Genomic DNA, 21,405 nt, shown 5'->3' on the forward strand with positions numbered 1-21,405 from the left:
AGGCCACGGCCGTCGCCTCCAACGCCCCTTCGGGGAGTGGAACAAGACTTTCACCGACCACAGCCGGCCGGTCACTCACCGCGCTCGAAGGTCTCCGTCGCGACCCGGAACGGCCCCGAAGCGGAAGACGCAGGGTTGATCAGCCCGACGAAGCCGGCGAGCGCGTTCGCCGAAGGCTTCCCTGCGAGCGTGCTGCCGGGATCCGCCTCCCAGTCGATCAAATGGACGACCACCGCATGCTCACCCTCCGCCACCGCGATCTGGACGGTGTCGGGCCAGGGCTGACCGCAAACACCTTCGATCCCGCTGAGGCACGCCACACCCTGGGAACGGAAGAAGTACGGCTTCGAGGAGACGAGGACATAGGCCGACTCGCGATCGGTCAGTCGGGCTTCCCCCTCCGCAGAGCCCACTCGGACCACAACACCGAAGGTCCCGTCTGAACGGATGTTGACGGGAACGAAGGCGCCAGCGCGGATATGCCGCAGCTGGTCTTCGTCCTCCAAGAGCTGCGGCTCCCAGGTCTCGTAGTCGACGACGTCGGAGAACGCAGCCGGACTCCACAACGCGAGCATGCCCGCGTCAGTGGCCACCGTGACGGGGACCGCGGCAGCGGACTGATCATCCTGCCAGGTCATCGAGCCAGAGCCGACGCCACCCCTGTCTTGGCCCCACAACGGAGCCGGGTCCACCCCCGCCGGATGCCTGTCAGGGACACCCGGCCGAGGGGACCCGGCACCCCAGCTCCACCACCGGCCTGCCCGGCATCCCGCTGCCCGCCCTCACTCCGCCGCCTGCGCCCACACCGGCAGCGGAACCGCAGGCGGCTAAACCAGTACAGGGGGGCGAACGCGCGCGCCACTCCCCAACGCTGAGGTCGTGTCCGGAGCCCTGCTCGGTGCACCGGCGAGTGTTCGGCGGCTTGGACGTCCCAGACCAGGCCGCGCAGCACCCTGTCGAGACCAGAAGCCTGTCCGCTCCGAAAACGGAGCGCAGAAGCGCCGTCGCGCTGCGAAACTGTCCCGATGATCACCGTGCCTCCTGCTGCGCTGGATTCGTTGTACGGGCTCGCGTTCGGCGATGCCTTCGGTGACCGTTGGTTCGGCATCCTGCGCCGGGACGGTCCGGCAGGCCTGGAGGCGCGGACGCTGCCCCCGGAACCGCTGTGGCGGTGGAGTGACGACACCGCCCAAGCGCTCGTTCTCGTCCGGGAACTTGCCGAGGGCGGCGGCACCGTCGACCAGGACCGCCTCGCCCTGCGCTTCGCGGCGGCCTACGCCGACGACACCCACCGTGGGTATGGAGCCTCCATGCATGACGTGCTCCGCCGGATCGGCGCGGGCGAGCCCTGGCGGGAGGTGGTCGCCGGACAGTACGGCGGCCAAGGCTCCTGGGGAAACGGCGCAGCCATGCGCGTCGCCCCGCTCGGCGCCTGGCACTCCGCCGACCTCGATACGGTCGCTGAGCAGGCCGCCCGCCAGGGCGCGGTCTCGCACCATCACGCGGAGGCGGTCGCCGCAGCCATGGCGGTCGCCCTTGCAGCGGCGCTGGCCACCCGCAGCCGGGGCGGCCGCGCCCCGGCCAGGTCGGACTTCCTTCAGGCAGTCGCCGAACGACTCCCCGACAGCGACGTCCGGTCGGGAGTGCGGGTCGCGGCCCGGATGCCGGAGCACACCTCGGTTCGTCACGCCGCGGAGGTGCTGGGCTCCGGCTACCGGATGTCAGGGCCGGACACCGTCCCGTACGCCCTGTGGTGCGCGGCGGGGCACCTCGACGACCTGCACGAGGGCTTGTGGTTCACGGTCGCCGGGCGCGGCGATATCGACACCACCTGCGCTATTGCGGGCGGGGTGATCGCCGCGCGCACGGGCGTCGCTGCGCTCCCCCCTGCCTGGCACGCAGCCTGTGAACCGCTGCCCCGGTGTGACGGAGTAGGAACTCCTGGCGGGAGGAGTTCAGGCGTCTCCAGCAGATGGATGCGCATCCGAGGGTGAGGAAGGCTTCGTGGATGTCGTCGCGGATCTCCCAGCGGATCCGTAGGCGGCGGAACCAGTGCAGGTGGGTGAACGCGCGCTCCACGCCCCAACGCTGCGTGCCGTGTCCGGGGCCCTGCTCGGTGTCTCGGCGGGCAGGCGGTGGCCGAGGCGAGTGAAGGTGCTTCCGCCGCGGTTGGTCGTGCGCCAGTCGTCGTGTGGGTGCGTTCAGCTCAGGCGATGACCCTGGCCGCTGCCAGCAACTCGGATCGCCCGCACGGGCGGAAGCGCCGTGCAGACATCGTCAGCGACCCACCACGATCACCACGGCCCCGTCCTGCCGCTTCTGAGCCGTCAGGAACGGTCAGCTGGCGCATGGCGAAGTCGTCGAGGAGGAGCAGGTCGGGGCGGATGAGTTCGCGCATGCGCTTGTCCGTTGCGGTTGCGGTTGCGCTCGGCGGGCGCTGGGAGTGCCAGCGTCGCGGATCAGGGCGGCGCTGGACGCGTTGATCGTGGTGGCGCGCAGGTCGAGGTTGGCGAGGAGGCCGGCGGGGCGAGGGGGGTTCCCAGACGGAGTCGCTGGTGTAGGTCCAGGCCGCGCCGGATGGCCCTGACCCTGGACCTGATGCCGGGCATCGGTGACGGCAAGGGCATCGTGGAGGCCCTGACCGGCAAGGGCCTCGTCACCGGCGAGAAGCTCAGCGGGCAAGAAGGCGCGGCAGGTTCGCTCGCCGTCCTTCGCTGGCTCAAGACCGGCGGCAAGGTCCTGACCGCCGGCGCCGTCCGCCAGGCACGCAAGGGCGCCGAGGCCGGCGCCGACTGCACGGGCAACAGCTTCCTGCCCGGTACGCCCGTGCTGCTCGCCGACGGCTCGGCCGTCCCGATCGAGCAGGTACGGGAGGGCGGCAATGCCCTGGCCACGGACCTGGGTACCGGCCGCACCGAGGCCCAGCCCGTCACTGACCTGATCGTCGGCGAGGGCGAGAGGAACCTTGTCACGGTCACCGTGGACGTTGACGGCGACCAGGGGGACCGTACGGCCTCGATCACCGCGACCGACCCGCACCCCTTCTGGACCGGGGACCTCGAGCAGTGGACCAACGCCTCCGATCTGCGGCCCGGCATGAAGCTGCGCACCGACGCGGGCGCACTCGTGCGGGTCGTGGCGGTGGACTCGTGGACCGCTCCGCAGCAGAAGGTCCACAACATCGTCGTCGCCGGTGCCCACACCTTCCACGTCCTGGTCGGCGGCACCCCGGTTCTGGCGCATCAGGCCGGCAAGAATCAGGCGGTGCAACGGGACCCGGGCACCCTGTTCGAGCAACTGTCGCGTGGAAACATGAACCCGGGACTCGGCAGCAAGGCCCTGACGGGAACCGACGTCACGTACGCGCGCGGCCGCAACGGCGGCCGCCTGTTCTTCCGGAACGTCGGCGGTGGCATCCAGATCGTCGCCAAGGCGGACAAGAGTAATGAGTCCACAGTGATCGCGAGGTTGAAGCAGCTCTATGGCAAGTGACATGTCCGACCCGCTGCACGTCGTCGAGGACGACCGGTTCACTGCTGTCTTCATGCTCGGCACAGAAGACCGGGTCGAGGACGTCGAGAACGTCGACGCCGAGCTCCGTCTCCCCGACGGCACCCGCTGGAGTGCCACTTTCATGACGCCCCGCGAGATCACGAAGGTGCTGGACCGCTGGCGGGAGACCGGGGAGTACGGGGCAGGTGCTTTCTTCCAGTGCCCGGACCTCGTCGTCATCCCCACCGGTGGCGTTCAGGCCATGGTGGACGCGTTCCGCGCGATCCTCGACGACGGGGGACCTGAAGGGACGCTGCCCGAACTGAGCTGAGGGGCCCTGGCGTAACGGGAGCAGGGGTTGCTGATGCGGAGCCCGGTCGACGTCGGTCGACTGGACCTCGCTCAGCGCGGCCGCCAGCTCCACCACCTCCGGCGGCAGTCATCTGCATGGCCGCGGCCTACGCCGACTTCGACCAAGGGGTCGGCCCGCGAGGCGCAGTGGCCGAACGCCAGAAGATCATCAGCAGACCCTCATGGCGGAGCAAAAAGGCCAGGAAAACGCTTTCATTGCCTGGCTGCGGGACTCGTACGTTCCCTCGCCACACCTGATCCGTTTCACGTCCGAAGCGGCGTTCGCCCGCGGCAACGAGACTGACTGGCGTGTCCCCGCCGTCGGCGGGGTTGAGCAGATCGAGGAGGAACTGCGACAGCATCTGCTGGTCGTGGTCGGCGGATGAGCCACACGGGCAGCAACTGCCCTACTGCCGGGACGTGACCTGATTCGTCAGGCCCGCTCACATGCGTACGGCTACGACGGGCCGGGCCGCTGCATCCCTGGCGCCTCGGCGACGACCTCGGAGAAGCTCTCGTAGGGCAGGCCGGCCTTCTCCACGATCCTGCGAACGTGCTCCGCCCCGGTGCGGGCTGGGACATCGAGGATGCCGGCCTCCAGGCGTGTGAGGCGGCGCAGGAACTGCCCCATGGCGACGCGGGCGTCGGGCCGCCGGATCTGCTTGCAGACGAAGGCGTACTTCGACGCCCAGTTCCTTCAGCTCATCCCGCTCCAGTTGCGTACCTGCCCTGCCGGTGGCGGCTCGCCCGCGTAGTCGTTGCCGTGCAGGCCCCACGGGCGCAGGCGGGGATGCCCGGGCGTGGGAGGGGGCTTCGGTAGGCCCGGAGGAGGGACGTGTCCGCTGTCCCGTGGTTGTCGGGGCCCACGACGACGGGTCCGGGTGACAGATCGTAGGCGCGGGCGAGTCATCTGCGCCCTTCTCCACCTCGCCGGTGTGGTCGGCCCCGGGCACGAGCTGCACCTGCCCGCACGGCCGACGCCCGCTCCTGGGGACGGCGGCCGTGAACGGGATCAGCAGCTCAGAGCTTGGTGAAGCACATCGTGTGGCCCAGGCCCCGGCGGGTGACCTTGATGCCGTAGTCGTACTCGGACCCGCATTGCTGGCCCGCGACCACCAGGTCGCCCATCTTGTACTCAGCCTCGGGAGAGTCACAGTCGACGACCGTCGGTACCGGACTGCCCTGAGGGTCCTCGACCTTGACGCAGTCGCCGATGCTGGGATTGTGCGATGCCGCCTCGGCCTCCTTCTTCGCCTTGCCACCGTTGGGGTCGGTGTTGTAGTCCCAGACCCAGTAGCCGAGGGCGCCGAACACGGCTATGACGATGACGGCGGACTTCAGCATCCGCCCCAGACCGCCCGGCTGCGGTCGCTGCGCCGGAGGCTGCGGTTGCTGCGGGTACCCGTAGGGCTGCTGTGGCTGCCCGTACGGCGGCTGATTCTGGTACTGCGGCGGAGGCGTCGACATGCCTGCGGATCCCCGTCGTTGAGTGTCGGATCGTGATCAATGCGAGCGTGAGACTACCCCTCGGGATCGCACGGCCGCCAACGGGGGTCACGCGGCATGCAGCCGGTCGGCGACGAAGACACACTGGTCATCACGCCGGACTCAGCGACGGCTCCGTCTACTTCCCGGCTTCATACCAGGCCGCCCGACGCGCGTCCAAGCTTGAGCTTTAACGTCGCGAGCTGAGTCATGGCTTGCCCTCGGACGTGCTGGACGCCACACCCTATTGTTTCGAGCATGGGTTTCGATACGCGCCAAGGCATGGGCGCTGGGTGTGCAGGAGTACGCGCTCGATCACGGCGGGGTCCCCCTGGAAGCGCATGGGCACGTGTGGGGACGGCCGTTCTTCATCGTCGGCGACGGCCCCGACCGAATGGCTGAAGATGTGCAGCGTTACCTCGCGGCATCCGTCGACGGCGTGGATGCCCTCGCAGCTGAGATGGTCAAGCGGCTCGACCCGGCACTCGCCAGGCGGATCAAGCCCGATGAAGACGGACGTCTGCCCGGTAACGACGTGCTCGCGGCAGGGCTGGCCATGCCGCTGCGCATGCTGCGCGGGGCGGCAATTGCGCTGCGGGGCGGTGAGCGTTACGTGCGGCGCCCTGACGGCAAGGAGTTCGACGCGGCCCAGTTGCTGACGCGTGAGGTCCCGTACTGCGTTGTGGAGTTCGCTGCTGCTTTGCTGCCGGGGTGGATGTCGAGGCTACACATGGCCGACCCGCCTGTGTGAGGAGGCCGGGCTCCGCGCAGAGGGATTCACCGCGCCCACGTCGCTGACCCGTCTCCTGCGCGATGAGTTCACCACCTTGGAGTGGCCTGTCTTGCCCGCCACGATCGTGGGCAACTACAAGGTCGGCGGGCTAGTGCCCGCCTCCTCCGTGGCCGATGCCCGCGCCCACCTGGCCTTCCATCGGGCCGAGTTGACGTGCGATGCGGTTGACGCTCAGAAGATCGACGAGGCGATGGGCGTAGCTGAACAGCTCGGCCTCGGCTTCTGTGAGGCTACCGAGCTGTACAGCGGTATCGAGGGCAACCTCAACTGACCAAGCCACACGTCGCGATCCACGACGTTAAAACTCAAGCCGAGTGTCTGTCTGGCATCCCGGCTCGCTGATAGCTGAGGAAGGAAGGTTGCGCATGCTTCTCCAGCGCGTCGGGAGTGGGGGCAGCGTGGACGTCAGGTGGGTGCGGCTTCGTTCAAGTCGGTGACAGGACTCCCGGGGCCGCCGTGCCGTGGTGTGAACAATGTGCTGTCCCCTGGGGTGCGGCGTCCGTAGGGTTCCTGCATGGTGGATGATGAGCGGGAACAGGACGTGCAAGCAGCCATTGCCGGTGAGATGCGGCTTCTCGATCCTGAGGTGCGAGCATCTCCGGCCCGGGTCCTGGAACTCCTGGACCCGCAGTTCACCGAGATCGGGGCTTCTGGACGCTGGTGGGACGTGGAGTCGATCCTCACCGCGATGAGCGGGAGCGTCTCCAAGGAGTCTCCGGTCAAGGTCAGCGATGTGACCGGAACCGTCGTGGCACCAGGAGTCGTTCACGTAACGTACTTCGCCGACAACCAAGGCCGCCGAGCATTGCGGAGCTCCTTGTGGCGGCTGACCGAGACAGGCTGGCGGATGTACTTCCACCAGGGCACCTTGGCCAGTTGAGCTTGTGAGCTGCCGTGGACAAGCCGGGCAGAGAACTGGCAAGGCCGTTGCAAGGCGGTGGTCACGGCCTCTTCGACCACTTGACCTGAGGCCCCTTCCGGGTGAGCCTGCGGGTCATCAGGGTAATGAAGCGCCCAGGTCAGGTGCGCTTCCGAGTGCTGAGCAAGACGCTCGTAGCCGCGGACGCTGCGTCGCGACTTCATGAGCCAGCCCAGCGTTCGTTCGACCTTCCAGCGTCGGGGCAGGACAGCGAAGCCATGTGCCCCGCGCGGTCGGGAGACCGTCTTGAGGGTCATGTTGAGGAAGTCGCCGGACCAGTTGGTGAGCTGGCCGACGTAGGCGGAGTCGGCCCAGACCTGGGTGATCTGGGGCTGCACGACGCGCAGGCGCCAGAGGAGTTCGCGGGCGGCGTCCCGGTCGGTGGCGCCTGCGGGTGTCACCGTGATCATCACCGGGAGTCCGAGGTGTCGACGACGATGTGTCTCTTGCGCCCGTTGATTTTCTTTCCCGCGTCGAAGCCGCGGGTGTCTTGTGCGTGCCGATAAGGCGTACGACTTCCGCAATATCCGGGCCTACCTGCGGAGACGTGAATCAAGGCGACCATCCCAGTCCCGGCGGACCGCGTCCCGGAACCGTCAGAAGCTCGGCTCCGGAGGCGGGCTCCGGAGGCGGTGGGCCGCCGAAGTTCGACAAGACCGACTACCGCGAGCGCCATGCCGTCGAGTGCGGGACCAATCGTCTCAAGCGCCATCGGGCCGTGGCCATGAGGTACGACAAGCTCGCCGTCCGCTACGAGGCGACCATGCTGGTCGCAGTCCTCAACGAGTGGCTGTGACCAGCAGTTCCCCGTCTGAAGCTAGGAGCGGATGAGTGTGCGGGCTTGGTCGATCCACTCCAACACGCCACAGCTTTCAGCGACCGCCTGGGCCTCGTCGAGGTGGTGGAACGCCGCCGATGGGTCGCCGGTTTCGGCCGCGAGGTAGGCCAGCGCCACCAGGCCGGCCGCTTCCCCGGGCCTGAAACCGATCTCCCGACGCAGTGTCACCGATTCGGTCAACCGCTCGCGGGCCTGATCGAAGTGGCCCGCGTCCCTGTCGGCAAAGCCCAGGTGGCGAATCGCATACGACATCGTCATCCGGTCGTCGACGGATTTCGCCAGCGCGTACGACCGTTCGAAGTACGGCCTGCCGGTGGTGCCGTCGCCCTTGACCACCTGATGCCAGCAACCAACCCAGAACAACGCGTCCGCCTCACCCGACGCGTCCCCCAGACGCTCGTACAACTCGGCCGCGCGCTCGAACAGCACCAGTTCCTCGCTGTTCTCCTCGCGCTCGCTCAGGAAGCGGACGTGCAGTACCTTGCCCCGCGCCATGCAAAGCGGCGCCTCGACCGCGTCCAGCACGTCATCGGACCGGTCCAGCGCGGACGTGTCCCCGCCGAACATCGCCGCTTCGAACAGCTCTCCCGCACGTTCGATCCAGCCCTGTCCTTGCATACTCCCACCCCTCCCGTTGGACGATGGCAGCGCCGAGGCTATCTTCGCGCCCCAGCGGCAGACGGGGATTTTCGAACGGCCGCTCTCCCCAGCGCGCCCACCCTGACCGTCGGCGTCTCCCAGAGAGGCCTCTTGGGTAGTCGAGCCCAGCCGTGCGTGGCTTTCGCCACAGGCCCTAACGACCTCGTGCACGGTTGGCCGTGGCACGTCGAGGAGTGTGGTGTTCTCGGTGTTCAGGCTCGAAGGACGTGGCCGAGGGTGGCGGTCTGCTGGTCTGAGAGCAGACCGGCGACGGCTTGGATGATGTCACTCATGTGTTCGCGTCGGCCATGGTGGCGGGTGAGGGCCCGCCAGTTTTTGAGGTGTGCGATGTCGTGCTCGACGCGGATGCGTCGTGAGGAGTGCGCCTTGCGCTGTAGTTCGTGCCGTTCCTCGTACCAGGCGGGAGCGTTCTTCTTGAACTTGCGATGGGGAGGTGTCACCACGCGTCCGCCGGTCTGTGCTCCCATGCCCTGGTGGCCGGCATCCGCGAGGATCTCCATGAACGGGCCGCTGGCCAGGAGCTGGGCCAGTCCTAGCTGTCGGGCCTGGGTGATGTCGGCGCAGCTGCCCGGCCGGATTGGGCTGCAGGACAGCAGGCGCCCCTCGGCATCCGTGAGGACCATGGACTTCACCGCGTTCTGCTTGGTCTTTCCGGAGACGAATTGGTCCCGGTCCTTGCGGCCTGCCGCTGGGCGTCGCACACGGATCTCCGTACCGTCGATGATCCCGGTCTGACCGCTGACGCCCAAGTACTCGATGACCTCGGCGAGCCTGCGCAGCGGGCCGAGTGGACGGAGGCTGGAGTCTGGCCCTGCCTCCCACGAAGTCCCCCTCGCCAAGCTTCGCAGCGGGAATACCCTGGACTTCTCCCGGGGGCGGTCGACGGCTCCCATATCCGCGCGTCAAAAGGGGCTGCAAGACGGGACGAAGCCCCGTTGACCGGGGCAGGACGGGCAGCAAACTTCACCTGATCACCGGCGCCACCGGTATCCCGCTCGCCGTCACCCTGACCGGCGGCAACCGCAACGACGTCACCCAGCTCATCCCGCTAGTGGAAGCGGTCCCACCAGTGCGGGGCAAGCGTGGACGTCCCCGGCGCCGGCCTGACATCGTCCTGGGAGACCGTGGATACGACCACGACAAGTACCGTCGCCTCGTCTGGGCTCTCGGGGTGAAGCCGGTGATTTCCCGCCGGGGCATCGAGCACCGCTCCGGCCTCGGTACCCAACGCTGGGGTCGTGGAGCGCGCGTCCGCCCATCTGCACTGGTTCCGCCGCCTGCGGATCCGCTGGGAGATACGTGACGACATCCACGAAGCCTTCCTCACCCTCGGATGTGCGTTGATCTGCTGGCGACGACTTGTCTCCCTACGCTGAAAGCATCGGAACCCAGTGATTCATCACCAGGTGCAGACGTTGCCTGTGGTCAGCGATCCAGTCGTCCGGCGGGACGAGCGGCACCCGCACGGTGACCATGGAGCCCGACTCGTCCTCTACGACCACCTCCGGACAGCCACGCTCGCCGGTGAGCTGGATGGAGATGGACGGCCCTCTATCCCACTCCATCCACAGGACGTCCTCGTCGGCGTCGAGCCTGTTCAACGCGGTGGCCCAACTTTCAAGCTTCGAGGTTGACAGCACCAGATCGATACGGCCGGACACGAACGGCGTCCTGACAACAATCTCGGCGTCGAGCCCGGCGCTCCAGCCGGGATCGCGGCCCAAAACGTTGACGGTGACGCTGTTCCCCTCGTCATCGGCGAGAGAGATGAGCTCCCTCGGAGCGATGTCGCCCATAGCTGCCCCTTCATCGGCAAGTATCGAGAGATCATCACCCTGCAAGGAGTGCATCCGCCACCCCATTTCCTTAGGGGTTCTCATAGGACCTACTTCTGCAAAGAGCCAGCAAAACCCCGACCCCCTCACCGGTGGGCGTGACGGATCGGGTATGGATGCGCATGGCAGTGATCACGGTTCCGAAGGCCCCGTTTCGAAGGTCAAGTCCCGCCGCAAGCTGCGGATTTCGTTGATCCATCAGGGCTTGCCCCTCTGTTCGGTGCCTGACAGCCTTTCGTCCGTCGCGACACCGAGCTCACCCCACTGACCGGACGCAATCGCGAAGGGCCACCGTGCGTTTCGAGACACTCAAAGCCAACGGCGCCCGTCTGTCGACCTATGTCATCGAAGGACCCCGCGGCTCGGGAGTCATCGGTGTCAACGGGCCGTCCGCCCGGCAGGCGCAGGTCGGCGACCTCGTGCTGATCGTGTCGTACGCCTCCGTCACCCCCGAGGAAGCGGAGGAGTTCGAGCCCAAGGTCGTCTTCGTCGACGGCAAGAACCGGATCACCGGATTCGGTGGGGACCCGGCCGAGGTCCCGCCGGGCAGTGGCCTGGTCCGCGGAGACCAGGTCGCCGGAGCCTGACCCCTGGGGCTCCGGGCCGTCGTACGCCCGGAGCCCCACCCCCTCTCCTCCGAGCCTCGCCCCCCTCTGCCGCTCCCTCTGGTCTCCCGGCCGCACCCCACGAGAACGGAACGAAGTGACTTCCACGCTCTCCGCGTCCACCGTGCTGAAGCACCCCCTCACCCACTACGACACCGAACTCCGGCAGGCGCTGACCGCCCTCGAACAGGACCGCGCCGACGACCCGGCCGGAAACCCGGTGTTCTCCCCGGCCTTCCGGCTCCCCGATCCCAGCCCCGCGCTGGAGCGGTTCTTCTCGGTCTCGGACATCGCCGTCAGCGACCTGCCCTCGTACCGCGGTCACCACCTCCGCCTGCTCGACCTGATGCGGAACCCGGCGACCCGCACCACCAAGACCCTGGCCTCGCTGGTGATCGTCGCCCGTGCGGTGCGCCACATCACCGACACCGGCGAGCGCGTCCTGATCGTGACGCCGTCGTCCGCCAACAAGGCCACCGCGCTGCGTGACGCCGTGCACCGCGCGATCGACTCGGGGCTGGTCACCGCGGACCAACTGCGCATCGCCTGTGTCGTACCGGCCCAGTCCACGGCCAAGCTGTGGGCGTCACCGCTGAGCGAGGACCCCGCGCTGCGCCGCCGCAACCCGCTCGTGGTGCATGCCGCCGAGGAGCCCACGGCGGTCAAGGAGCTGGCGGCCGAGTTCGCCGCCGCCCACGCCGACCACCTCTGGCGCCGGCACGGCATCCGGGTCTGGTACACGCTGGGCCTCGACAACTACCGGGCCGCGGACCTCCTCCGCGCCTTCGCCGAGCGCGACCTGCTCCCCGACGACGACGGCGGCCGCACCCGCACCCGCACCCATGTGCACTCCGTCTCCAGCGCGTTCGGGCTGCTCGGCCACGACCTGGGCCACCGTACGCTCACCTCCCAAGGCCACCGCCTGCCGCAGGCCCGCTACTTCCTCGTCCAGCACCTCGGTACCCCGGACATGGTCCTCAGCCTCCGCCACGGAAGTCACGACCGGGCGAACCTGCCACCGTACCGCTACGACGCCACCGCCGGCCTGTACCGGCAGGAAGCCGACCCGCACTTCCCGGCGACGACCTTCCACCCCGAGGAACAGCTCGACCCCACCTTCTACACCCGGCGCCCTGTCACCTCCGCCCGGATGGACCCGCTGATCACCGCACACGGCGGGGGCGGTGTCGTCGTATCCCTGCACGAGTGCCTGAGCCGCTACGCCGAGGTGCGCGCCCTGCTCGCCGCCACCGGCCCCGAACTGCCTGCGGACCCCCGCAGGTTGCGCGAGTGGTCGCTGGTCATGGCCGTCACCGGCACCCTCAACGCCGCCGACCGCGGGCTGCTCCCGGACAGTGACGACGTACTGATCCACGGCTCGGGCAGCTACGGCGACCAGGACTACCGGCCGGTCCCCGAGGCGCACCGCACCACCGCCGCCGACGTGCAGGAACTCGCCGTCCGTATCGAGGACGCGGTCCGCCCCACGTCCACGCGCTGAATCCCGGGCGCCCGCACCCGTACGCACACGAACAGGAGGAGCCATGCCCCGGCACACCGAAAGCCTGCTGTCCCTGACCGACTTCAACGGCGCACCGCTCGCCGACGACTTGATGTGGAAGAGTTTCCACGACCTGATGGCCTGCCATGGCTACGTCTTCATGAGCCGCGTACCCGACACCTTCGACCCGGTGGCCTTCGCCAAGCGCCTCGGCGACTTCGTGCCCCAGTACACCGGCGTACTGGTCGGCGACGTCAGGCCGGAGCCAGGCATGGACGACTTCTACCACGCCGGCAACACCAAGCCGCTCTATCCGCACTCCGAGGGCTACGACTTCGAAAGCCTGCCGCCGCGCTACCTCGCGCTGTGGTGTGAAACCCCCAACACCGGGGCCGGCGGTGAGACCACGCTCGCCGACGCACACGCCTGGACCGCGACGCTCACCGAGGACGACCGTGCCTTCCTGCGCGAGCGGATCTGGCGCTGGGAGACCACGGACGCGATGCGGCACCTCGGCCTCGACCTGCACCCCGAGCACCCGGTGCTCGAGGAGCACCCCGGTGGAACCATCGTCCGCTACTCCTTCAACAACCTCGTACGCGGCGACGACGAACGCATCGGCCCGCTGCTCGACAGCGCGAAGGCGTACTTCGAGAGGGAACACATCGCGATCCAGTACGAGCGGCGCGACATGCTCGTCTTCGACAACTGGCGGATGCTGCACGCCCGCAACGCCTTCACGGACACCGGCCGCCACCTGCGCCGGATCCAGATCGCACACCGGATCACGGCATGACGGCCGGGGCGGCGGGCATCGCCGTGGTGGGTGGCGGCTCCCTGGCCCGCGCCCTGTGCTACTCACTGGCCGTCGCCGCCGTGCCGCACAGGAGATCTGCAGTATCGCCAACGCGCGCGCCGCGGCCTCGGGTTCCCCGACCCGTTTCACGGCCGAGCCCGTGGACGCGGCCGACGAGCCGGCGCTCACCGGAATCCTGCGGCGCCTGCGTCCCCGGATCGTCCTCAACTGCGCTTCGACACAGTCCCCTTGGGAGGCTGACCAGGCTCCGTCGGCGTGGACCGAGCTGCTCTCGGCGGGCGGGTTCGGCATCGGGTTGCCGTTGCATGCCGTACTGGCGCGGAGTGTGGCGCGGGCGATCCGGCGCAGCGGGGTCCCCGCGCTGTTCGTCAACGCCTCCTACCCGGACGCGGTCAACCCCCTGCTGGCCGCCGAGGGCCTGCCGGTGTTCTGCGGCGTGGGCAACGTCGCCACACTGGCGGCGTCCCTGCGCGCGGCACTGCGGCCGGGTCCGGGTGTACGGCTCAGGGTGCTCGCGCACCACGCTCATCTCCACGCGCCCGACGATCCCGCGGACGAGGTGCGGGTCTGGCTGGACGACCGGCCCGTGCCGCACGTGGGCGACCTGCTCGCGGCCCACCGTGCCTGTGGCCGCGAGGAGTTGAACGCGGTGACGGGACACACCGCCGCAGTGCTCGCCGCCTGCCTGGCTACGGGTCAGGAGGTGTACGCCGACCTGCCCGGACCGCTCGGTCTCTCGGGTGGCTATCCCGTCCGCATCGGCGACGCTCGCATCGCCCTCGACCTGCCACCCGGCCTGTCCCGGGCGGAAGCGGTGGCGTGGCAGGCGAGAATGGCGGACCACGACGGCGTGACGGTCCTCCCGTGCGGTGAGGTGCGTTTCGGCACGAGGGCTCACCGGGCCCTCGCCGCCCACCTGCCGGACGTCTCGCGCACCCAACACGCCGGGCGTATCGGGTCACTGACGCGCCGCCTGCTCCTCCTCCGCGAGACGTTGCGGGCGCAGCGTCCCGGCACAGTGGCGGCGTACCCTCGCTGACCGCCACGCATCCCGCGGTACCCCTGGGGACGAACGAGTGCGCACCCCACCACGACAGGCGGCACGGGCATCGACGTACCGTGCCGCCGGAAGGAGTCCAGTAGCCATCAGTCAGTTCCCCACGCCTCGTGCCCGGGCTGCCGCGGCGATCAGCCGAGGACTCCGGACCGTGCCCGCCCCGGGCCTCGTGATGGGCGGTGTGCTCGGCCTCCAGGGCGGGGCAGCGCTCACCACCCGCCTTTACCCTGCCGTGGGCCCGGCCGGGGTGGTGACCCTGCGGCTGTGCCTCGCCGCGCTCGTGCTCACCGCCGTGTGGCGACCACGGATCCGAGCCGACCGGGCCACCCTCGGCACCGCCGCCGCCGCGGGCACCCTCCTCGCACTGCACCACCTCGCCTACTACGAAGCGGTCGACCGGCTTCCCCTCGGCGCCGCCACCACCCTGGAGTTCCTCGGCCCGTTCGCCATCGCCCTGTGCGGCTCCCGGCGCGCCCCCGACCTGCTGTGGGCGTGCCTCGCGGCCACCGGTGTCGTCCTGCTCAGCCACTCCGGTACGGCCCTGAACCCGGCCGGGGCCGTCTGCGCCGCTGTCGCCGGGTGCTGCTGGGGTGGATACATCCTGGCCGGCAAACGACTGGCCGAGCGCATCCCCGACGGCCGGGGCCTCGCCCTGGCCGTCACCTGGGCAGCACTGCTGAGCCTGCCGTACGGCATCGCCCAGGCAGGCTCCCACCTCCTCGCACCGGGCACGCTCGCCGTCGCCGCCGCCGTGGCCGTCCTCTCCAGCGTCCTGCCCTACACCTTCCACCTGGAAGCCCTGCGCCGGGTCCCACCCCGCGTCTTCGGCGTGCTCACCAGCCTGGAACCGGCGGTCGGCGCGCTGCTCGGACTGATCCTTCTGGGCCAGCACCTCGCCGCGCCCCAGTGGGCGGGCGTCGCGGCGGTGGCTCTGGCCTCAGCGGGCAGTATCCGCACGGGGAAAGCCCCGGCCACGGAGCCGGACCGAGTCCCTCGGGAAGACGTCACACCGGCCCCCTGACAGTCTGCATAACGGCCGCCCGGGCCGCGCTCTCGATCTACAACACCCAGCCGTGGCGCTTTCGGCTCGACCCGGAGTACGTCGCGCTGGAGGTACGCGCCGTACCAGAGCGCGGCTTGCGCCACGCCGATCCTGTCGGCCGGGCTCTGCATCTGTCGGTGGGTGCGGCCGTCTTCAACCTCCGGGTCGCCATGGCCCACTTCGGCTGGGGAGCCGTCGTACGCCTGCTGCCGGATCCTGAAGACCCGAGCGCGCTGACCAGCCTTCGGCTGTCCGGGACGGGCCAGCGGCACACTGGGACACCGCCCTGACCTCTATTCGATGTTCTTCGTAGCGTCAAGGTGCATGCCTGCGAGATTGCCGGTCTGACGGTCGTTTTCCCAGGTCAAGTGCTGCTCTCGCGTGGGTGCGGTGATCCGCGGGTGTGGTCAGCTGTGGGGCGGTTTTGGTCAGACGCTTGCTGACTCCATGCTGACTTTCGCGATGAGCCGTCAGTTCCCGAGCGGTGGCTTCTCGTGCCGTGCGCAGGGCGTGCTGACCCAGAAGGAGCCCAAGTCGCGAGCGCCGGGGCGTCCACGCGTGTCCGGGGCGCGCCAGTCATGATCAGAGACTTTTGGCGGAAGGGCACTCTGGGCTCGCCAGCAGGTTCTTGGTCTGCTGGTGTACACGCCTGACCTCGCTCCTGACCTGCGACAAAGAGCGGGAACATCGAGTGCCAGGCTGAGTCGGTCCGCACCTGGTCCGGATCTTGATGAGTGGTACGTGGTGCTAGCGAGTGTGCCGCGGTACCACATGGCACAGGTTGTAGAGACCGTCCGTGGGCGTCCAGGCCAGTCCAAGATGAGCGCGTAATGCCAGGTCAGGGCATTCTGGTCCGGGGGAGTCGACGCAGTCGGTGATAGGCGTGTGAGAGCGGCTGCGACGGAGCCCCGCGGGCGCGGCCTGGCGGGGTTTCCGCACATGCGGGTTACAACGCCAACGCCTTTGCACTCGGTTGTCCTCTTGGGAGCCACCCGAAGCAAGGACACAGCGACGGCACGCGTTACGGCCGATGCGCTGCTGGCGCAAAGTCCGACGTCTCCTGATGCGGTTCACGAGGCCAGCCTGAAGTCGTCCTGCACAGGTTGGCTCTCGCTGCGGCAGGCCCAGGGGAAGCCGCGGTTGACCACCTCGTTCTCCAGCTCCTCCGCAGCGGTTCGGGTGTCCCAGTTGCTGTCGGCGGCGGTATATGCGGCGGCAGTGACTTGGTCGATCGGGGCCTGGGCAGACGGTTCCCGGGAGCGGTGCAGGAATCCTGCCCGAGCAGCCGACCCCGCCGCACGGCGGCACGCTCCGGTGCGAAATGCTCTCCCGATGAGTTCATGCACTTCCCCGATCAGCCAGCCGGTCATGATACGGAGGGCAGTCGCGCGGGATGCCAAACGGCTCACGCGGCTCGTGCGTGGCTCAGGCGCCTACGAGGGTGAGTACGCAGCCGCAGTCGCGGGCTACCGCGTCGGTCCGGATTACATCGAGGCCCACCGCGCCTTTGTGGCCGTCGGCGCCGACAAGCATGGAGACCGGGTCCTCGGATTCTACTCGCTCGTCCTTGCTCCACTGGAGCTCGACCTGCTGTTCGTTGCTGACGAAGCGCAAGGACGGGGTATTGGACGGCTGCTCGTCGCGCACATGCAGTCCGAGGCCCGTGCCGCCGGGCTCGACCGTGTCAAGGTCGTGTCGCATCTTCCCGCCGAGGACTTCTACCACCGTGTTGGCGCGGTGCGGACCGGGACCGCGTTGCGAACCCGCCCGCCGTGCCGTGGGACCGTGCCGAATTCGAGTTTCGCATTCCTTCGGGATGACGCGGTGTGCCGGTTGGCGAGGCACCGGCTTCGCTGCGTGGTGGCCGCCTTGCAGGAGCCGCTGGACGCCGCGCTCTGCGTGTGTGTGGTCTCCTCTGCCCTGGCGCCGTGATCGCCTGCGCCAGCGGTCTGCCGCGATGCGCTCGCCGGGGCGTTCTTCCAGGGCTCGCAGGAGCAGTTCCTAGACCGTCACACGGGTGGTGACCTCGCCCAGTGACGCGAGCATCAGCCGATAGTCGGGGAACTCCTCGGGCAGCAAACGGCAATGCCGGTCCTCCCGGTCGGCCACGCGGAGCCAGATCCCGTGCGGCAGTCGCACCAGCCTGCTGCGGCGGATATCGGCGACCGCGGCCCGCATCTCATCGCCGTTGACCGTGCCGGCCCATGTCTGCCTCGGAGGTTCGGTCGGCACCAGGGTTCGGGTGGAGAGCCGCTATCGGTCAGTCGCGGTCAGGGTGACCGCCTCATGCCTCGCCTCGATACGCAGGCCAGCAAGCACCGGCATGCCGGGCTCGCGTGCGGTCGCGATCAGGACCTGCTCGACCGCATCCGCCAGCACGGGACCCTTCAGCGCCGTGATCGGAAGCCCCGGCACGTTCCCGAGCGCGGACTTGATGACAGCAGCCTTCTGCTGTGGGGCCGCCGCGTCTCCCACGACCTTCGACACATGCTCATCGAGCAGCCGGGGTACCTCGGCAGCCCCGGAACCCAGTACCGCCTCGACACCAGCGCGGGGCAGGCAATCTCACGGAACCGGCGCAGCACGGTCGCCCGCGCCACCTGGTCAGCGCTGTAGTAGCGATAGCCCGAGATCGGGTCGACTTCGGCAGGGGGGCAGCAGCCCGGAGTCGGCGTAGAACCGCAACGCGCTGGAGGTCACACCACTGCGCTGGGCAAAGACCCCGATCGGCATCAGCTCAGAATTCGGCACCTCGCCATCGTTGAGCTTCAACTAACTCAAAGGTCGACACCGACGAGCGGCGCTACGAACCTCATGGCCAGCAACATCCAGGAGTGCTGAATGCTGCGCACCATGCATAAGTCCAAGATCTAGCGTTTGGGAGCTTCCGCAGGTCGAAGCGTTGATCGCCGCGTCCGGGTCAGCAAATGGTCAGCATCGGGCCGGACGGCGTCCGGCTTGCTGACCTGCACCCACAGCAGGGGTCTGCTGCTCCGCCCGGCGCCCCGCTCGTAAGGCTCGATGCGTGGCTCGACAGCTCGCCCGTGGGGTGGGGCCGTTCTTCAAGGGGAACGGTTGTTCCAGGCCGACCCGCTGCCAGCACCCGTACACAGGGGCGATCGGTATCAGCGGCGCGAGGTTATGCCATGTGTTAGTCTCACGCGTTTGCGTGGTCGTCGCGGTGGGCGATTCTGTCTGTTCCGTCCGGCTTGTGCGTGGGCTGTCCAAACCTGCCGGGCCTTCCTCGGTAAGTTCCCTTGCGGAAGGCTGTTTATGAAGCATCCCAATGACTCCGGTATCGCTCACGGCAGTCCCGCCCAGCCTGGGGCAACGACCCCGACGCTGCTCCCGGCCGTCACCTTTGCCGGTCTGGAACTGCCGACGGAGGTGCTGCGGACACTGAGCGAACTCGGGGTGCGCGAACCCTTTCCGATCCAGGCCGCCACACTGCCCGATGCCCTGGAGGGGTGCGACATCCTGGGACGCGGGCGCACCGGATCAGGCAAGACGCTCGCTTTCGGCCTGCCGCTGCTCGCACGGACGGCCGGGCGGCGCGCAGAACCGAAGCAGCCCCTTGCTCTGATCCTGGTGCCTACCCGGGAGCTGGCCCAACAGGTCACTCAGGCGCTGGCGCCGTATGCCCAGGCACTGCGGCTGCGGATCGCCACGGTCGTCGGCGGAACGTCGATCGGCCGGCAGGTCGCCGCGCTTCGCCAGGGAGCCGAGGTGGTCGTCGCCACCCCCGGACGCCTGCACGACCTGATCGAGCGCAACGCCTGCCGCCTGGGACGGGTGAGAATCACCGTGCTGGACGAGGCCGACCAGATGTGCGACTTGGGATTCCTGCCGCAGGTTGCCGACGTGCTCGACCAGGTGCACCCCGACGGTCAGCGGATGCTTTTCTCGGCCACTCTCGATCGCGACGTCGATCAACTGGTCCGCCGCTACCTCCACGACCCCATCGTCCACTCGGTCGACCCGGCTGCGGGCACAGTCACGACGATGGAGCACCACGTTCTGGTCGTCCACGGCCCTGACCGCTACGCCGTCATCACGGAAATCGCCGCCCGCGACGGCCGCGTACTGCTGTTCCTCGACACCAAGCACGCCGTCGACCAGCTCACCCGGCATCTGCGGGCCAGCGGGGTGCACGCCGGGGCCCTGCACAGCGGCAAGTCCCAGCCACAGCGCACACGGACCCTGGCGCAGTTCAAGAACAGCCAGATCACCGTTCTGGTGGCGACCAATGTCGCGGCCCGTGGCCTGCACGTCGACGACCTCGATCTCGTGGTCAACGTCGACCCGCCCACCGATGCCAAGGACTATGTGCACCGGGCGGGCCGCACCGCCCGCGCCGGTGAGTCCGGCAGCGTGGTCACGCTCGTGCTGGCGGGCCAGCGCCGTGAGACGAGCCGCATGATGGCCGGGGCCGGCATCGAGCCGACCGTCACCAAGGTGCGCTCGGGCGAGGCGGAGCTGAGCCGGATCACTGGCGCCAAGACTCCCTCCGGGATCCCGCTCGACGGCGGGCCCACCGTCCCCCGACCCAAAAACACCAACGCTCCCTTCCGCGGCCTCGGCACCAGCAAGGGCACCTCCCGCGGCGCCGGCGGCAAGTCCCGAAAGACGGGCGAGGCCCGCAAGCTCGCCGAGGCCCGCAGGGCCGCCCTCGTGCGTCGCAACGGCTGAGAGCCGTTGCCCTGGCAGCCTGGCCAAGGGATCGACAACCCTCGGCCCGGCCCGAAGCCGTCCTGTGTGCCTCACCTACGAAGTCAACGCCTTTGGCCGCGGGAGGGATGCCCGCCGAAACGGAGCCGGATGATGTTGCCGGCGCCTCGCACTGCGCCCGGCATGACAAGCTGTGCTTGCCCACCCCCCGAACCCAGGAGGTCACCATGACCGCAGAGCCCGTATCTACGGAAGGTTCGGAGCCGACTGCCCCCGAGACGTCCCCTCTGGAGCCGGACAGCGACGGCAACTATGACCTCAAGCGCAAGTTCCGCGAAGCCCTGGCGCGCAAGCGCGGTGCGCAGGCGGATGCCGCTGATGTTGCCGCCAAGCCCGATGCATCGAAGGTGCGTTCGGCGCACGGCCCGGCTGCGAGCCAGCGGTCGTTCAGGCGCAAGAGCGGCGGCTGAGTCGATGAGTCCCGCGATCTAACCGCTTCACCGGCACTCGCGCTATCCCCTCGCGCGTCCCGTGCAGTGGCCCGCGACGTGCGCATGCCCGTGCGCGCGTTGCGGGCGGGGCGTAGCCGGGGACTCGCCTGGGGGAATGGCCCAGATGCGGTTGGCTCGGGTCGGTGGCGCCGCCGAACTGGAATTCCGGGATGAGGGCACTGCCTTGTCCGAGGGTACGCGGCTGGTGTTGCGCGCCTTGCGTGCCCCTGTACCGCTGTGAAAATCGACTGCGGTTGTCCGGGGTGACGGTAGACATCCGCGTGGCAAGGACATTCGTTCCCCGTCCTGCTGCGGCTGAACGACGCACAGACGGTCGCGTTCCGGGCAGCGGTCGCCTTCGTGCCCAGCCACGACGTGCAGGTGCCGGCCTGCCCCGAGTGGATGCTGTCCGATCTTGTGCAGCATCTGAGCGGGGTGCACCGCCGCCATGTCACCGGTTCCTCCCGCGGCTTCGGCCGCGAGTTTGCGCGGGTGGCCCTGGAGCGCGGCGACAGGGCCGCCGCCCGCAACACCGACTCCCTCGCGGACCTGCCGGCCGCCCACGGCGAGGCGATCCGCCTCGTTGAGCCCGGCGGCTTCGCCACCGTCCGGTCCGGGCGTGCCTGACCTCGATGCTCGCGGAGTCGCCGCCGGAACCGCGGACCGTGCTGCCGGGCTGTTGCTCAGGCGTCGATGATGACGGGGATGATGAGGGGCTTGCGGCGGTGGGTGCGGAACGCCCAGTTCGCCACGGCGCGGGCGAGGAGTTGTTCGAGTTGGCGCGCGTCCCCGACGCCTTCCTCGGCTGCGGTGGCCAGGGTCTTCTCGATGACGGGGATGACCGGCTCGAA

The 21,405-nt window shown here is 68.9% G+C and carries 25 protein-coding genes and 6 pseudogenes; 20 read left to right on the top strand and 11 right to left on the bottom strand.

The features are described 5' to 3' along the window. Window positions 1-71: 71 nt before the first annotated feature. On the bottom strand, window positions 72-638 hold the full coding sequence (locus ACWC94_RS39500) for a hypothetical protein (RefSeq protein WP_450802292.1): 567 nt from the start codon (window positions 636-638) through the stop codon (window positions 72-74). A 387-nt stretch (window positions 639-1,025) separates the two neighbouring features. Between ACWC94_RS39500 and ACWC94_RS39505 the strand changes: the two genes are divergently transcribed. Beyond that, entirely contained in the window at window positions 1,026-1,994 is a 969-nt protein-coding gene (locus ACWC94_RS39505; protein WP_450802241.1) for an ADP-ribosylglycohydrolase family protein, read from the top strand. A gap of 40 nt (window positions 1,995-2,034) precedes the next feature. On the opposite strand, the pseudogene ACWC94_RS39510 reads toward ACWC94_RS39505, so the two are convergent. Together ACWC94_RS39510 and ACWC94_RS39515 are read right to left on the bottom strand one after the other, a co-directional pair. Then, window positions 2,035-2,271: pseudogene (locus ACWC94_RS39510) on the bottom strand (hypothetical protein); the annotation flags it as partial. Beyond that, window positions 2,207-2,398 (bottom strand): hypothetical protein, encoded by a 192-nt coding sequence (locus ACWC94_RS39515; protein ID WP_450802243.1) that lies wholly within the window; start codon window positions 2,396-2,398, stop codon window positions 2,207-2,209. The gene ACWC94_RS39515 and the pseudogene ACWC94_RS39510, both read right to left, overlap by 65 nt. Before the next feature lie 179 nt (window positions 2,399-2,577). Here ACWC94_RS39515 and ACWC94_RS39520 point away from each other — a divergent pair, with 179 nt between their 5' ends. From ACWC94_RS39520 to ACWC94_RS39530, 3 genes are all read left to right on the top strand, one after another. Continuing rightward, window positions 2,578-3,492: a polymorphic toxin-type HINT domain-containing protein gene (locus ACWC94_RS39520; protein WP_450802244.1), complete on the top strand. Its 915-nt coding sequence runs from the start codon at window positions 2,578-2,580 to the stop codon at window positions 3,490-3,492. A 1-nt stretch (window position 3,493) separates the two neighbouring features. Continuing rightward, entirely contained in the window at window positions 3,494-3,823 is a 330-nt protein-coding gene (locus ACWC94_RS39525; RefSeq protein ID WP_450802246.1) for a hypothetical protein, read from the top strand. A 202-nt stretch (window positions 3,824-4,025) separates the two neighbouring features. Continuing rightward, window positions 4,026-4,229: a hypothetical protein gene (locus ACWC94_RS39530; RefSeq protein ID WP_450802247.1), complete on the top strand. Its 204-nt coding sequence runs from the start codon at window positions 4,026-4,028 to the stop codon at window positions 4,227-4,229. Window positions 4,230-4,300: 71 nt separating this feature from the next. Here the strand turns inward: ACWC94_RS39530 and ACWC94_RS39535 are convergent, their stop codons facing one another. After that, window positions 4,301-4,474 carry a hypothetical protein gene (locus ACWC94_RS39535; RefSeq protein ID WP_450802249.1) on the bottom strand — a complete coding sequence of 58 codons (174 nt, stop codon included), beginning with the start codon at window positions 4,472-4,474 and terminating at the stop codon, window positions 4,301-4,303. Here ACWC94_RS39535 and ACWC94_RS39540 point away from each other — a divergent pair. Beyond that, window positions 4,473-4,598, top strand: coding sequence for a hypothetical protein (locus tag ACWC94_RS39540; RefSeq protein ID WP_450802250.1), 126 nt, complete (start codon window positions 4,473-4,475; stop codon window positions 4,596-4,598). The two genes, ACWC94_RS39535 and ACWC94_RS39540, sit on opposite strands and share 2 nt — an antisense overlap. 265 nt (window positions 4,599-4,863) lie before the next feature. On the opposite strand, the gene ACWC94_RS39545 is transcribed toward ACWC94_RS39540, so the two are convergent. Next, on the bottom strand, window positions 4,864-5,310 hold the full coding sequence (locus tag ACWC94_RS39545) for an LppU/SCO3897 family protein (RefSeq protein ID WP_450802252.1): 447 nt from the start codon (window positions 5,308-5,310) through the stop codon (window positions 4,864-4,866). 313 nt (window positions 5,311-5,623) lie between these two features. On the opposite strand from ACWC94_RS39545, the gene ACWC94_RS39550 reads away from it, so the two are divergent. From ACWC94_RS39550 to ACWC94_RS39560, 3 genes are all read left to right on the top strand, one after another. Next, a complete protein-coding gene (locus ACWC94_RS39550) occupies window positions 5,624-6,079 on the top strand; it encodes a hypothetical protein (RefSeq protein ID WP_450802254.1) in 456 nt (151 codons plus the stop codon). Between the two features lie 91 nt (window positions 6,080-6,170). Further along, window positions 6,171-6,392 (top strand): hypothetical protein, encoded by a 222-nt coding sequence (locus tag ACWC94_RS39555; protein ID WP_450802255.1) that lies wholly within the window; start codon window positions 6,171-6,173, stop codon window positions 6,390-6,392. 243 nt (window positions 6,393-6,635) lie between these two features. Then, on the top strand, window positions 6,636-7,001 hold the full coding sequence (locus tag ACWC94_RS39560; RefSeq protein ID WP_450802257.1) for a nuclear transport factor 2 family protein: 366 nt from the start codon (window positions 6,636-6,638) through the stop codon (window positions 6,999-7,001). A gap of 64 nt (window positions 7,002-7,065) precedes the next feature. On the opposite strand, the pseudogene ACWC94_RS39565 reads toward ACWC94_RS39560, so the two are convergent. Further along, window positions 7,066-7,533: pseudogene (locus ACWC94_RS39565) on the bottom strand (transposase); the annotation flags it as partial. Window positions 7,534-7,587: 54 nt separating this feature from the next. Between ACWC94_RS39565 and ACWC94_RS39570 the strand changes: the two are divergent. Beyond that, window positions 7,588-7,836, top strand: coding sequence for a hypothetical protein (locus ACWC94_RS39570; RefSeq protein WP_450802259.1), 249 nt, complete (start codon window positions 7,588-7,590; stop codon window positions 7,834-7,836). A gap of 21 nt (window positions 7,837-7,857) precedes the next feature. Here ACWC94_RS39570 and ACWC94_RS39575 read toward each other — a convergent pair whose 3' ends face one another. After that, on the bottom strand, window positions 7,858-8,496 hold the full coding sequence (locus ACWC94_RS39575; RefSeq protein ID WP_450802261.1) for a tetratricopeptide repeat protein: 639 nt from the start codon (window positions 8,494-8,496) through the stop codon (window positions 7,858-7,860). Window positions 8,497-8,729: 233 nt separating this feature from the next. After that, on the bottom strand, window positions 8,730-9,287 hold the full coding sequence (locus ACWC94_RS39580; RefSeq protein WP_450802263.1) for a transposase family protein: 558 nt from the start codon (window positions 9,285-9,287) through the stop codon (window positions 8,730-8,732). A gap of 36 nt (window positions 9,288-9,323) precedes the next feature. On the opposite strand from ACWC94_RS39580, the pseudogene ACWC94_RS39585 reads away from it, so the two are divergent. After that, window positions 9,324-9,914, top strand: a pseudogene (locus ACWC94_RS39585) (IS5 family transposase); the annotation flags it as partial. Here the strand turns inward: ACWC94_RS39585 and ACWC94_RS39590 are convergent. Continuing rightward, the gene (locus ACWC94_RS39590; RefSeq protein WP_450802265.1) at window positions 9,906-10,388 is read right to left on the bottom strand and encodes a DUF5959 family protein; all 483 of its coding nucleotides are present in this window, start codon (window positions 10,386-10,388) and stop codon (window positions 9,906-9,908) included. The pseudogene ACWC94_RS39585 and the gene ACWC94_RS39590 overlap by 9 nt on opposite strands. A gap of 278 nt (window positions 10,389-10,666) precedes the next feature. On the opposite strand from ACWC94_RS39590, the gene ACWC94_RS39595 reads away from it, so the two are divergent. The 7 genes and pseudogenes from ACWC94_RS39595 (at window position 10,667) to ACWC94_RS39625 (ending at window position 17,215) form a co-directional block, all read left to right on the top strand. Continuing rightward, window positions 10,667-10,960: an aspartate 1-decarboxylase gene (locus ACWC94_RS39595; protein ID WP_450802267.1), complete on the top strand. Its 294-nt coding sequence runs from the start codon at window positions 10,667-10,669 to the stop codon at window positions 10,958-10,960. Between the two features lie 115 nt (window positions 10,961-11,075). Next, a complete protein-coding gene (locus tag ACWC94_RS39600; RefSeq protein WP_450802269.1) occupies window positions 11,076-12,479 on the top strand; it encodes a DUF6002 family protein in 1,404 nt (467 codons plus the stop codon). A gap of 43 nt (window positions 12,480-12,522) precedes the next feature. Next, the gene (locus tag ACWC94_RS39605) at window positions 12,523-13,275 is read left to right on the top strand and encodes a TauD/TfdA family dioxygenase (RefSeq protein ID WP_450802271.1); all 753 of its coding nucleotides are present in this window, start codon (window positions 12,523-12,525) and stop codon (window positions 13,273-13,275) included. 160 nt (window positions 13,276-13,435) lie between these two features. Next, on the top strand, window positions 13,436-14,335 hold the full coding sequence (locus ACWC94_RS39610) for a hypothetical protein (protein ID WP_450802273.1): 900 nt from the start codon (window positions 13,436-13,438) through the stop codon (window positions 14,333-14,335). A gap of 169 nt (window positions 14,336-14,504) precedes the next feature. Then, entirely contained in the window at window positions 14,505-15,374 is an 870-nt protein-coding gene (locus ACWC94_RS39615) for an EamA family transporter (protein ID WP_450802275.1), read from the top strand. Window positions 15,375-15,490: 116 nt separating this feature from the next. After that, on the top strand, window positions 15,491-15,685 hold the full coding sequence (locus tag ACWC94_RS39620) for a hypothetical protein (protein WP_450802277.1): 195 nt from the start codon (window positions 15,491-15,493) through the stop codon (window positions 15,683-15,685). 1,042 nt (window positions 15,686-16,727) lie between these two features. Further along, window positions 16,728-17,215 (top strand): annotated as a pseudogene (locus ACWC94_RS39625) (GNAT family N-acetyltransferase). A gap of 184 nt (window positions 17,216-17,399) precedes the next feature. On the opposite strand, the pseudogene ACWC94_RS39630 reads toward ACWC94_RS39625, so the two are convergent. After that, window positions 17,400-18,128, bottom strand: a pseudogene (locus ACWC94_RS39630) (DNA polymerase III subunit beta family protein); the annotation flags it as partial. A 540-nt stretch (window positions 18,129-18,668) separates the two neighbouring features. Between ACWC94_RS39630 and ACWC94_RS39635 the strand changes: the two are divergent. From ACWC94_RS39635 to ACWC94_RS39645, 3 genes are all read left to right on the top strand, one after another. Next, complete coding sequence (locus tag ACWC94_RS39635) at window positions 18,669-20,084, top strand: DEAD/DEAH box helicase (protein WP_450802287.1); 1,416 nt, start codon at window positions 18,669-18,671, stop codon at window positions 20,082-20,084. Window positions 20,085-20,290: 206 nt separating this feature from the next. Then, a complete protein-coding gene (locus ACWC94_RS39640) occupies window positions 20,291-20,533 on the top strand; it encodes a DUF5302 domain-containing protein (protein WP_450802279.1) in 243 nt (80 codons plus the stop codon). Between the two features lie 381 nt (window positions 20,534-20,914). Further along, window positions 20,915-21,181, top strand: a complete 267-nt coding sequence (locus tag ACWC94_RS39645) for a hypothetical protein (RefSeq protein ID WP_450802281.1) — start codon at window positions 20,915-20,917, stop codon at window positions 21,179-21,181. Between the two features lie 56 nt (window positions 21,182-21,237). Here the strand turns inward: ACWC94_RS39645 and ACWC94_RS39650 are convergent. Next, window positions 21,238-21,405 (bottom strand): annotated as a pseudogene (locus ACWC94_RS39650) (RNase J family beta-CASP ribonuclease); the annotation flags it as partial.

The sequence above is a fragment of the Streptomyces sp. NPDC001135 genome, assembly GCF_053598395.1.